11 protein-coding genes are annotated in these 11,622 nt (G+C 64.9%); 6 read left to right on the forward strand and 5 right to left on the reverse strand.

Translation table 11 applies throughout. The features are described from left to right. Window positions 1–179: 179 nt before the first annotated feature. Together GTP23_RS07075 and GTP23_RS07080 are read left to right on the forward strand one after the other, a co-directional pair. Entirely contained in the window at window positions 180–1,808 is a 1,629-nt protein-coding gene (locus tag GTP23_RS07075; RefSeq protein ID WP_161034428.1) for a methyl-accepting chemotaxis protein, read from the forward strand. A 144-nt stretch (window positions 1,809–1,952) separates the two neighbouring features. Continuing rightward, entirely contained in the window at window positions 1,953–2,228 is a 276-nt protein-coding gene (locus tag GTP23_RS07080) for a DUF6447 family protein (protein ID WP_202411943.1), read from the forward strand. 46 nt (window positions 2,229–2,274) lie between these two features. On the opposite strand, the gene GTP23_RS07085 is transcribed toward GTP23_RS07080, so the two are convergent. Then, window positions 2,275–2,949: a DUF2459 domain-containing protein gene (locus tag GTP23_RS07085; protein ID WP_161034429.1), complete on the reverse strand. Its 675-nt coding sequence runs from the start codon at window positions 2,947–2,949 to the stop codon at window positions 2,275–2,277. Window positions 2,950–3,200: 251 nt separating this feature from the next. Between GTP23_RS07085 and GTP23_RS07090 the strand changes: the two genes are divergently transcribed. After that, window positions 3,201–4,076, forward strand: a complete 876-nt coding sequence (locus tag GTP23_RS07090; RefSeq protein ID WP_161034430.1) for an HD domain-containing phosphohydrolase — start codon at window positions 3,201–3,203, stop codon at window positions 4,074–4,076. A 1-nt stretch (window position 4,077) separates the two neighbouring features. Here the strand turns inward: GTP23_RS07090 and GTP23_RS07095 are convergent, their stop codons facing one another. Then, window positions 4,078–5,502: an aminotransferase-like domain-containing protein gene (locus GTP23_RS07095; protein WP_202411945.1), complete on the reverse strand. Its 1,425-nt coding sequence runs from the start codon at window positions 5,500–5,502 to the stop codon at window positions 4,078–4,080. Window positions 5,503–5,605: 103 nt separating this feature from the next. On the opposite strand from GTP23_RS07095, the gene ccoG reads away from it, so the two are divergent. Further along, entirely contained in the window at window positions 5,606–7,039 is a 1,434-nt protein-coding gene (gene ccoG / locus GTP23_RS07100; protein WP_161034431.1) for a cytochrome c oxidase accessory protein CcoG, read from the forward strand. Here the strand turns inward: ccoG and GTP23_RS07105 are convergent. Further along, window positions 7,023–7,436, reverse strand: a complete 414-nt coding sequence (locus GTP23_RS07105) for a MerR family transcriptional regulator (protein ID WP_161034432.1) — start codon at window positions 7,434–7,436, stop codon at window positions 7,023–7,025. The genes ccoG and GTP23_RS07105 overlap by 17 nt on opposite strands. A 131-nt stretch (window positions 7,437–7,567) precedes the next feature. Between GTP23_RS07105 and GTP23_RS07110 the strand changes: the two genes are divergently transcribed. After that, the gene (locus GTP23_RS07110) at window positions 7,568–8,800 is read left to right on the forward strand and encodes an NADH:flavin oxidoreductase/NADH oxidase family protein (protein ID WP_161034433.1); all 1,233 of its coding nucleotides are present in this window, start codon (window positions 7,568–7,570) and stop codon (window positions 8,798–8,800) included. Here the strand turns inward: GTP23_RS07110 and GTP23_RS07115 are convergent. Next, on the reverse strand, window positions 8,791–9,711 hold the full coding sequence (locus tag GTP23_RS07115; protein ID WP_161034434.1) for a LysR family transcriptional regulator: 921 nt from the start codon (window positions 9,709–9,711) through the stop codon (window positions 8,791–8,793). The two genes, GTP23_RS07110 and GTP23_RS07115, sit on opposite strands and share 10 nt — an antisense overlap. 90 nt (window positions 9,712–9,801) lie before the next feature. Here GTP23_RS07115 and GTP23_RS07120 point away from each other — a divergent pair, with 90 nt between their 5' ends. Further along, window positions 9,802–10,554 (forward strand): sulfite exporter TauE/SafE family protein, encoded by a 753-nt coding sequence (locus GTP23_RS07120; protein WP_371866842.1) that lies wholly within the window; start codon window positions 9,802–9,804, stop codon window positions 10,552–10,554. A gap of 21 nt (window positions 10,555–10,575) precedes the next feature. Here GTP23_RS07120 and GTP23_RS07125 read toward each other — a convergent pair whose 3' ends face one another. Beyond that, window positions 10,576–11,595 (reverse strand): sensor domain-containing diguanylate cyclase, encoded by a 1,020-nt coding sequence (locus tag GTP23_RS07125; RefSeq protein ID WP_161034435.1) that lies wholly within the window; start codon window positions 11,593–11,595, stop codon window positions 10,576–10,578. Window positions 11,596–11,622: the final 27 nt, after the last annotated feature.

Consider the following 11,622-nt stretch of genomic DNA (forward strand, 5'->3'; position numbering starts at 1 on the left):
CTAATCTGATAAGGGAAAAAAATAGAGGTTAACTTCATTAATGAAAGTTTCTACAACGGAAGTTAATCTGGCTGATATTTCTGTTGCACTACATTCAGTATGATTGCCCTTTGGAAATTTGATCCATCGCAGTCAATGCAGGGCGCGCGCTAGATGGATACGCAAGAATAGGAGTTAGCATGCGCCAGAATTTGCCCGTCACGGGCATAGAATACGAATTACCGCCACAGCGTCCGCTGGTATCCAAGACTGATCTGAGTGGCCGCATCACTTACGCCAACCCCGCTTTCATCGAAGCCAGCGGCTACAGTCAGGAAGAATTACTGGGTGCGCCGCATAATCTGGTGCGCCATCCCGATATGCCGCCAGCCGCGTTTGCCGATCTGTGGCAGACCATACAGCGCGGCATGCCTTGGACCGGGTTGGTCAAGAACCGCCGCAAGAACGGCGATTTCTACTGGGTGGTGGCAAATGTCACGCCGACCATGGAAGGTGGCCGCGTCAACGGCTATCTGTCGGTGCGCACGGTGCCGGAACGCCATCAGATCGCCCGCGCCGAGCAACTGTATCGCCGCCTTGCTAAAGAAGGCGCCGCTGCTGGTGTGCTCCGGCAGGGCCGCCATGTGGCGCCCGGCATGGCTGGCTGGATCACCCGCATGCGGCGTGTGCCGGCGCGCCTGTGGTGCCGTGCCGTACTGGCCGGGCAGGCGCTGCTGCTGGCGACGCTGGGCGTGGCGGGCTGGAGCATGCACAGCGATGGTACGGAAGCGGCCTATGCGCTGGCCGGTGCCGGCGGCGTCGTCCTGACGCTGGCGCTGGCACTGCTGCTCGAGCGCAGCATACTGGCACCGCTGCGGGGCGCGCTGCACAGCGCACGGGCACTGGCGGCCGGCGATCTGAGCGTCTCCATCGAAATTGGTGGCGACGAGGAAGTGGCCCAGCTGCTGCGCGCCTTACGGCAGATGAGTGTGAATCTGGTGGCCATCATCGGCGATGTGCGCACCAGCGTGGAATCGATCAATACGGCCACGCGCGAAATCGCTGCCGGCAATCAGGATCTGTCGCTGCGTACGGAAGCGCAGGCGGCCAGTCTGGAACGTACGGCGGCCAGTATCGAACAGCTGGCGGCCATGGTGCGCCAGACGGCCGACAATGCGCAGCAGACTAACGCGCTGGTGGCAGAAGCTTGCAATGTGGCCAGCGAAGGCGGCGCCGTGGTAACCCAGGTGGGCGCCACGCTGGGCGATATCAGCCAGTCGGCGCAGAAGATTTTCGACATCATCGGCCTGATCGACGGTATCGCTTTCCAGACCAATATACTGGCACTGAATGCGGCGGTGGAAGCGGCCCGTGCGGGCGAACAGGGCCGCAGCTTCGCCGTGGTGGCGACGGAAGTGCGCCAGCTGGCCCAGCGCGCGACGGCAGCGGCCGGCGAGATCAAGCAGCTGATCAGTGCTTCGGTGGAGAAGATCGCGCAGGGCGACCAGCTGGGACGCAAGGCTGGCCAGACCATGACGGGCGTGGTGGCTTCGGTGCAGAGTGTGGCGGAGATCGTCAGCGATATCGCCCGCGATAATCTGCAGCAAAGTAGCGGGGTGGATGAAATCAACCGTACCGTGCTGGAAATCGATGCCGGTACTCAGCAGAACGCGGCCATGGTGGAGCAGGCTGCTGCTGCAGCTGCCCAGCTGGACGAACAGGCGGCCCATCTGGCGCAGGCTGTGGGGCTGTTCAAGTTTGCCCCGCGCCGGCGCCGTCTCGAGGCGGCGCGTCCGGTCGCGCTGCTGGCACGCCACGCGGCCAGTTGATCTGCACCACAAAAGTAAAGCTGGCGCGCCCATCAGCGGCTTGATGGGGCGGCAGGCGGCATGTTTACAACGTTGCAGCGCAGGCGGCGAGCGCATACAATTGCGCCCGTCGGGATTTTATAACCATACGAAACAAGGAAAATGATGAGTCTGCCGCAATACATTACGATCAATGGTACGTCGTACGCTTCCGAGAAACTGAATGACGTAGCAAAAATGCAAGCCGTGAACGTTCAGGTGGTTGAGGCTGAACTGGCCCGTCTGCAACAGCAGATCGCCATCGCCCAGACGGCGCGTAATGCCTATGTGGCAGCACTGATCGAAGCGGTGAAAGGCAAAGACGAAGCCGCTGTTGCCGAAAAGCCGAAGAAGCCGCGCGCACCGCGCAAACCGAAAGCCGCAGCCGCAGCCGCTGCCTGATCAGGCGCGTTGCAGCGAGCAAAGGCAGGGTGAGTCCTGCCTTTTTTTATGGGGCGGCGCCGGCCTGTGCTGTGCGCTCGGTGCGCATCTGCTGCTGTAGCGCCGAAATCTGCTGTGCCTGTTCGAACACGCTGCTGGCCGTCAGGTTGATGCCGCTGATGGGCAGCTCGGCCGCCCGCAAGGCACCCACTATCCACGAATTGCAGTTGTTGAACAGGCTGTAGTGGCCATTGCCCTGATAGAAGCGGTCCGGATGGTCGGGCTGGGCGCCCAGATAGACGGGCTGGCCCTTGCCATCGAGGGCGATACTGCGGTCGATATACGCGACCAGCTGATCCATGCCGCGGCTGGTGATGGCTAGAGGGAGGCTGTCCTGCGCGGCCACGCCGGCCGGCGGGTTGCTGTCGCGCCGTCCTGCCTGCATGGCCGGATAATCCGAGGCGACCAGCGCTTTGACGGCTTTCGACCATGGCGCGTCGTCGCGCACAAAATATTCGCCATCACCCCAGCCCACCAGTATGTAGGGAGCCGGACGCAGGTCGGTGCGCAGGCGCTCACTGCGGCTCAGAATATCGTTGCCGTCAAATAGCAGGGCCGTATGCCAGCCATAGCGCATCAGGTGGATGGTGTGGCCGGCTTCGGCAGCAGGCACGCTGGAGCGGCTGGGCGCCATGGCGCAGCCAGTGAGGATGAGCAGGCAGCCGAGTAACAGCAGCCGCATGTAGGCGGACAATCTCATGGTCGGGGAACAGCGATGGGAGGCCGCATTCTACAACAGCCGGGCTGGTCTGCGGCTCCGCCCGTTAGTGGGGCCGGTTCTCTTACTGGTTCATCCGGTCAGCTGTGCCGGCCCTGGCCTGCTGATCGCAGACATTAGCATCGGGATAAAATGATGGCGAACGCACTGTAAGGTCTGGCGTAGCGTGCGCGACTAATCTGGATCAGCCCCAAAAATCTAAGGAAAATCCTGTTATGAAATGGTCCCGACTTCTGCCTGCTGCATGGCGCCCCGCGCCGCAACCCCGTCAGCAATTGCTGGCCAGCCTGCTGCAACTGGCCTGGGTGGTCGAAGCGCGCGATCCCTACACGGGCGGCCACCTGTGGCGCGTGGCCCAGTTCTCCCGCCTGCTGGCGCAGGCGGCCGGCCTGTCCGAGGCCGAAGTGGCGCGCGTGGCGCTAGGCGGCTTCCTGCACGATCTGGGCAAGATCGCCATCCCCGACGCCATACTGGGCAAGAAGGAAAGGCTGAATGACGAGGAATACGCTGTGATCCGCACCCATCCGGAAAGCGGCCTGCGCCTGCTGGGTACCCACCCGCTGGCCCAGCTGGCGCGCGACGCCGTGCTGCTGCACCACGAAACGCCCGATGGCAATGGCTATCCTTACGGTCTGCGTCGCGACGCGATACCGCTGGTGGCCCGCATCGTCGGCATCTGCGACGCTTTCGATGCCATGACTAGTAGCCGGCCCTACCGCGCCGGCATGCCGATCGCGAAAGCGCTGTCCATCATCCGGCTGGAACTGGGGCGCCAGTTCGATGCCGAGCTGGGCGAACTATTCCTCACGCTGGGTGATGGCGAAGCGCTGGCCCACATCGTCGGTCATACGGATGAAGGCATACCGCTGGAACGCTGCCTGGCCTGCGGCCCGACGGTGGTGCGCCCGCGTGAGGCGCAGACGGGCGATGCGCTGTATTGCCCGGCCTGCCACAGCGAATACACGCTGGGGCCTGCTGGCGCTGGCATTCTGCCCAGCGGACGGCAGGATAGTGTGCGCGCCTTGTCGATCGCGCCCGATGCAGCGCTGATCGAACGGCTGGTAGAGCAGCACCGCGCCGCGCTGGACTGAACTAGACCACCACACTGCGGCTCTGGCCGGGGCGGCGGGCCAGCAGCTCGGACAGCTTGCGCAGCGCAGCGCGCAGGCGCGCTTCGTCGGCGATGGAGCCGAGCGCGATGCGGATGGCTTCCGGCGGCTGCGGCCCCGTACTGAAAGCGCTGGCGGGGCTGACGGCCAGACCTTCCGCCTGCGCCACCTGCGCCAGCGTGCTGGCGCTCCAGTAGGTGGGCAGTTCCAGCCAGATATGGATGGCGCAATCGGCCGGCGTCAGGTTGGCGCTGTCATGGCTGCTGCGGCCCGCCAGCAGCTGGCTGGCCAGACGCTGGCGCTGGCGCGCTTCCTGCCGCACGCCCTGCAGTAGCTGCTGTGCCGTGCCATCGTGGAGCCACTGGGTGGTGAGAGCGCTGGTCAGCGGCGTCGCCATCAGCACCAGTGCGCGCAGCGCCGTCATGAAGCGCTCGCGCAAGGCGGCCGAGTGCAGCAGTACGAAGGCCGTGCGCAGGCCCGGCGCCAGACATTTCGACAGCGTGGCGATGTGTGCCACCTGTGCCGGTGCGCTGGCGGCCAGCGGCGGCGGGGCCGTGTCGGCCAGCAGCGAATAGGGATCGTCTTCGATAATCATCACGCCATGGCGGGCGCATACGCGCAGCAGTTCCAGCCGGCGCGCAGCCGGCATGGTGTGGCCAGTAGGGTTCTGCAGCGTGGGATTCAGATACAGCAGGCTGGCGCCATGCTGGCGGCAGGCCTGCTCGAGCGCGTCGGGACACATGCCGTCGGCATCGCTGGCCACTGCCTGCACGCGGCGGCCCAGCGCCTGCGCGGCATTCAGCAGGCCCGGATAGGTCAGCGCTTCGGCCAGTATGGTGCCGCCGGCGGGGCTCAGCGCCATGATCAGCGCGGCCAGCGCCGACTGGGCACCGGCGCAGACGCTGATGCAGTCATGCTCGATCGGGCCGAACAGGGGGGCCAGCCAGAGCGCACCGGCAGCCCGGTCGGCCGCGCTGCCGCCGCCCAGATGGTAGTTCATCAGCATGCTGCTATCGGTCCGTAGCAGCACTTGCGCCAGACCCTGCCGCAGCAGCTCGTCGAAATCGATGCCGGCCGGTGGCGGCGGGATGATCATGCTCAGGTCCAGCAACTGCCCCAGTTCCGCTTTGGGTGCCGCCACATAGGTGCCGCGCGCGCCGCGCCCTTCCAGCAGGTGGCGCTGGCGTGCCACGTCGTAGGCGCGGGTGACTGTGGTCAGGTCCACCTGCAGCAGGCTGGCCAGCCGGCGCTGGGCCGGCAGGCGGTCGCCCGGGCGCAGCACGCCGCTGGCCAGCGCCTGTTCGATGAACTGGGCGATCTGCAGATAGCGCGGCCCCGCATGCTGGGCGAACTGGCCTACCCAGGCGAGGGCATGTCCTTCATCTTGTATGGATCTGGCTTGCGACATCTTCTTTAATGTATGGATTTTGTTCTGCCATAACATGGCTGCATACCGATACTTTATCCATACAAAAGCACGCTGTCTATTCTTACTCCCTGCGAGAACTACCATGAGCCAGACTTCCCCCGATGTAGCCGTCATCCGCATGTATGCGCCGCGTGAACAGATTTATGCCCGTGAAGCGCGCGGCCGTTTTGCCAGCTGGCGCTGGCTGTGCGTCTGGCTCACGCAAGCCGTGTTCTATGGCCTGCCGTGGCTGCACTGGAATGGCCGTCAGGCCGTGCTGTTCGATCTGGGCGCGCGCAAGTTCTATCTGTGGGGACTGGTGCTGTGGCCGCAGGACCTGATCTATCTGGCGGCACTGCTGATCGTCTGCGCCCTGTCGCTGTTCCTGTTCACGGCCGTGGCAGGGCGGGTGTGGTGCGGCTTTGCCTGCCCGCAGACGGTGTACACGGAAATCTTCATGTGGATAGAGCGCCAGTTCGAAGGCGAGCGCAGTGCCCGCATCCGGCTCGACCGCCAGCCCTGGGGCTATACCAAGCTGGCGCGCAAGGGCGGCAAGCATCTGGCATGGCTGCTGTTCGCGCTGTGGACCGGCTTTACGTTTGTGGCCTACTTCACGCCACTGCCGACGCTGGCGGCCAGCACTCTGTCGTTCGCGCTGGGGCCATGGGAGAGCTTCTGGGTGCTGTTCTACAGCCTCGCCACTTATGGCAATGCGGGCTGGATGCGCGAGCAGGTGTGCCGCTATATGTGCCCGTATGCGCGCTTCCAGAGTTCCATGTTCGATCAGGACACGCTGATCGTCAGCTACGATGCACGGCGCGGCGAACCGCGTGCGCCGCTGGGCAAACAGGCGCAGGCTGGCAAGGCGATGGCCGCAGCAGCGTCAGCGCAGGCGGGGGGCGGCTGCATCGACTGTTCGCTGTGCGTACAGGTGTGCCCGACCGGCATCGATATCCGCAACGGTCTGCAGTACGACTGCATCAGTTGTGCGGCCTGCGTGGATGCCTGCGACAGTGTAATGGACAAGATAGGCGCACCGCGTGGGCTGGTCGCCTTTACCACCAGCCGCGCCGTCCAGCAGCAGCTGGCACCGCAGTCGCTGGCTAGCCGTCTGCTGCGGCCCCGCGTGCTGGTGTATGTGGCACTGCTGGCGCTGATTACGGCGGCACTGGGCTGGACCATGCTGCACCGTAGCCCGCTCAAGCTGGACGTGATCCGCGACCGTGGCGTGATGGCACGCGAAGTGGAGCAGGGCCAGATCGAGAACAGCTTCCGCCTGCAGTTGATGCATGTGGAAGAACAGACGCGCCGCTACCGCATTTCCGTACACGGACTGGAAGGATTGACACTGACCTCGCCAGCCGAAGTGCGGCTGGAACCGGCCAGCACGCGCTTCGTCCCCGTTACCGTGCGGCTGGCCGCAGGGCAGGGCCAGCCGGGTGCCAACCGCATCAGCTTCCGTCTGGTCGCCATCGATGCTGACGGTGCGCCCGTGCAGGTGGAGGAAAAAGCCATGTTCTTCATTCCCCGTTCGTGATGCCCATGCTGGCCAGTACGCGCGCGGCATTGTCCTGACAGTCGATATCGTCGGGGCGGGCATTGATCAGGGTGATCAGCTGCTGCAGATGCTGGCGGTTCTGTTCCAGCCGCAGCTGCAGCGCTGCGATCTCGGCCACTTTCTGCTGCAACGCCGCCATCAGCTCCGCGTGCTGCCAGTGGCGCAGATCCTGCGGCAGCAGCTGGCGGATTTCGTCGAGCGTAAAGCCGGCGCGCTGGGCGCCGCTAAGGACGGACAGCAGCGTGGCCGCTTCGGGCGGATAGTCGCGGTAGCCATTGGCCAGCCGCTGCACGCCCTTGAGCAGCCCCTGTGCTTCGTAAAAACGGATGGCCGATGCGGCCACGCCCGTGCGTCTGGCCAGTTCGCCGATTTTCATTACCTGCTCCCTCGCTGCCTGTCGCTGCACTATAACCTTAAACTCAGCTTGAAGCTCAAGCGTAAAAAATCGCTTGACCTTCAAGTGCGCTTTAAACTTATCGTGGCGGGACTGTAACCACGGGAGTGATGATGCAAGTGTTTAGCCAACTGCAGCTGCCGAACGGCAGCGTGCTGCCCAACCGTCTGGCCAAAGCGGCCATGGAAGAGAATATGGCGGACGCCGATCAGGCGCCGTCCGATGCGCTGATCCGGCTGTACCAGCGCTGGGCCGAAGGCGGCGTGGGGCTGATGATCACCGGGAATGTGATGATAGACCGGCGCGCCATGACGGGGCCGGGCGGGGTGGTGCTGGAGAGTGCCGCCCATGCGGAGCGCTTCCGCCGCTGGGCCAGTGTGGCGCGCGCCCAAGGCGGCCAGATCTGGATGCAGCTCAACCATCCGGGCCGGCAGATGCCGGCCGCGCTGGGCCAGCCCACGCTGGCGCCGTCGGCACTGGCGATGGATCTGGGTAAGTTCAGCGGCGAGTTCGCAACACCGCGCGCGATGACGGTGGCCGATATCGCCGACGTCCGGCAGCGCTTCGTGCAGAGCGCCTTGCTGGCGCAGCAGTTCGGCTTTAACGGCGTGCAGATCCACGCCGCGCACGGCTATCTGCTGAGCCAGTTCCTGTCGCCGCTGGCGAATCAGCGCAGCGACGCGTGGGGCGGCAGCATAGCCGGACGGGCGCGCCTGCTGATCGAGGTAGTGACGGCCGTACGCGAGGCCGTAGGGCCGGCCTTCGGCGTAGCGGTGAAACTCAATTCGGCCGATTTCCAGCGCGGCGGTTTCAGTGCCGACGATGCGCGCGCCGTGGTGGAGATGCTCAATCCGCTCGCGGTCGATCTGCTGGAACTATCGGGTGGCAGCTACGAAGCACCGGCCATGATGGGTTTGTCGCGCGACGAGCGCACGCTGGCGCGCGAAGCGTATTTCCTCGAATTCGCCCAGGCACTCACGCAGGTGGCGCGCATGCCGCTGATGGTCACGGGCGGCATCCGCCGTCTGCCCGTGGTGCAGCAGGTGTTAGACAGCGGTGTGGCACTGGCCGGCATGGCCACGGCACTGGCGGTTACGCCGGACCTGCCCAAACGCTGGCAGAACGATGCGGCCGTGCATCCGCAACTGCGCGCCGTGACGTGGCTGGACAAGACGATGGCGTCGGCCGCCCACATGGCCATGGTCAAGCACCAGCTGCGCCGGCTCAGTCGCGGCAAGGCCAGCGCGCCGCGGGTGTCGCCCGTGTATGCGCTGATTACGCAGCAGCTGGCAGGCAAGCTGCAGAACCGGCGCTACCGCCAGCGCATGCTGCAGCTTCAGGGCTGAGCGCTGCCATAGCTGTGGTGGCGGGCAAACCAGTCGGCGAGGAATTCCACGCACAGGCGCACGCGCGCCGACACGGACAGGCGGGATGGGTAGACAGCCCAGATATCGGCCGGCTGGTAGTATGCGGGCAGCACGGCCACCAGCTGGCCGCTGGCCAGCTCCTCGACGATGTCCCAGCCCGAGCGCAAGATGATGCCGTGGCCGTCGATAGCCCACTGGCGCACGATTTCGCCATTATTGGCCGATAGCTGGCCATGCACTTTGACGGCCTGGATGCCCTGCGGGCCATGCAGTTCCCAGCGGCCGAAATCCTGATCGCGTTCGCGGATGGGAATGCAGCGGTGCTGTTTCAGCTGCTCCAGCGTGGCCGGTGTGCCGTATCTGGCCAGATAGGACGGCGCGGCGCACAGCACGCGACGGTTGCCGGCGATGCGGCGCTTGATTACATTGGCTTCGTGCACATGGCCGATACGGATATCGAGCTGGAAACCTTCTTCCACCAGATCGACGGCGCGGTCGAACAGTTCCAGCTGGATTTCGAGACGGGGAAAACGGCTGGCCATGGCCGACAGGGCGGGCGCCAGCTGGCTGCGGCCGAAACCCGTGCTGCTGCACAGGCGCAGCACGCCGTCGGGCTCGGCCTTTTCACGCGAAATGGCTTGTCCCATCAGGTCCACATCCTCGCAGATGCGCTGTGCCCACTGGTGCACGATTTCGCCCTGGGCGGTGAGGGTGATCTGGCGCGTGCTGCGGTGGAATAGCTGTTCCTGCACGGCGGCTTCGAGCAGGGCGATGCGCTTGCTGACCACGGCCTTGGAGATGCCGAGCTGGCGCGCTGTCTCGGCAAAGCTGCGGTGGCGCGCCACCACGCAGAACAGGCGCAAGTCATCGAGTTGCGGTTTGATGTACACGATTCGTGTCCGTAAGATTCACATTTACAGGGATTGTAATGAATTTCGTGTACGCTATGCTAGTCGCTTCTCTCATCAGGGGTAGTGATCGTGGGTTTGTCAGTTGCAATTGCCGTGGGCGCCATGCTGGGTTTCCTGGGCGGCATGTTCGGCATAGGGGGCGGCATCATCGCCATTCCGTTTCTGGCCCTGGCGCTGGGCATGGAGCAGGCGCTGGCGCAAGGCACTTCGCTGGCCATGATGGTGCCGATACTGCTGCTGGGCTGGTGGCGCTATAGCCGCCACCACCCGCTGGACTGGCGTGTCAGCCTGCCGATCGGGCTGCTGGCCGTGCTGGCCACCGTGCTGGTGGCGCGGCTGGCCACGGGCCTGCATCCGGCTGCCTTGCGCACGGTGTTTGCGGCTTTCCTGCTGCTGCTGGCCCTGCGCACGCTGCTGCAGCAGCGCGCGGCTGCAGCCCCGCCGGCGCACCCGCCCCGTCGCAGTCCGCGCTGGATGCCGCTGGTCGGGTTGCTGGGCGGTGCCTGCATGGGCCTGCTCGGAGTGGGCGGCGGGCTGGTGGCCACGCCCGTGTTCACCGGCATCTTCGGCCAGCGCCAGACGGTGGCCCAAAGCCTGTCGCTGGCGCTGGTCACGCCCTGTTCGATGGTGGCCTTGCTGACCTACGGCAGTGCCGGCCATGTGCAATGGAGCGTGGGCCTGCCCATGGCGGCCGGTGGTCTGCTGACCGTGTCGGCCGGGGTGGCGCTGGCGCACCGGCTGCCGGAGCGCCGCGTCAAGCAGGCGTTTGCGTCGATGATGTTGCTGACGGCCTTGTGGCTGCTGCTCAAGGCCGTGCTGTAAGCCAGCGTGCTGCAGGGCGGCCTAGTCCTGCGCCACCTTGCTGCGGCTTTTCTTGCGCTGGTACATGGCCTGATCGGCCAGTTCCGTCAGCGTCTCGATGTGGTGGCCGTCGTCCGGATAAATGGCGCTGCCGATGCTGACCGAAAGGGGCAGTGCATTGCCTTCAAAATGGTAGCTGCGGCAAGCCTGCTGCACCAGATGCTCCACCTTGGCTTCGATCTGCTGCTGGTCGCCGATATCGGTCAGCAGCACCATGAATTCGTCGCCACCTATGCGCGCCACCAGATCGGCCTGACGCACTTCCTGGCGCAGACGCTGGCCGATTTCGCGGATGGCGGCATCGCCGGCGCGGTGGCCATAAGTATCGTTGATGAACTTCAGGCCATCCATGTCCACCCCCAGTATGCCGACCTTGTGGCGCTGCCGTTCGGCCAGTGCCAGCGTGCTGCGCAGGCGGTCGAAGTAGTGCGCGCGGTTGGGCAGGTTGGTCATGGCATCGTGGGTGGCCTGATGGTAGAGCTGGTCGATATCGTATTTGCTGGCGTGGTACATGGCGGCCGCGATCACGCCCGACATCAGTTGCAGGATGGCGATGGCACGGGCATCGAATCGGCCCGGCTCGGTGGCGATCACTTTCAGCACGCCCACTGCCTGGCTGCCATGGCTCAGCGGCACCACCACCATGGAGCGCAATCCCACGGCCTGACAGGCGCGCTTGTCCACGCGGGCATCCGTCAGGGCATCGTGGCAGACCAGGGACTGGTTTGATGTAACGCACAAGCCGGACAGGCTGCCTTCCAGCGGTATGCGCATGCCCAGCTGGCCGGCTGCCGTGCCGCTGGCGGCGCGGTACACCATGAAGCTGCCTTCGGCAATTTCCACCACGGCGCCGCAGCCCCGGGCCAGCTGCTGGCTGTGCTGGCATACCAGATTGATAACCTGACCGAGATCGAGGCCGCAACGGGCGATTTCAGTCTGAACCTGGATGATTTCCAGCAGAATGGCCGGATCCAGTTGCAGGGGCGGGAAAGTGTGATCCATATCAGGTTTCTACAGCCTGGGGCATGC

Origin of the sequence: Duganella fentianensis, assembly GCF_009857835.1 — a bacterium.
GTDB lineage: Bacteria > Pseudomonadota > Gammaproteobacteria > Burkholderiales > Burkholderiaceae_D > Rugamonas > Rugamonas fentianensis.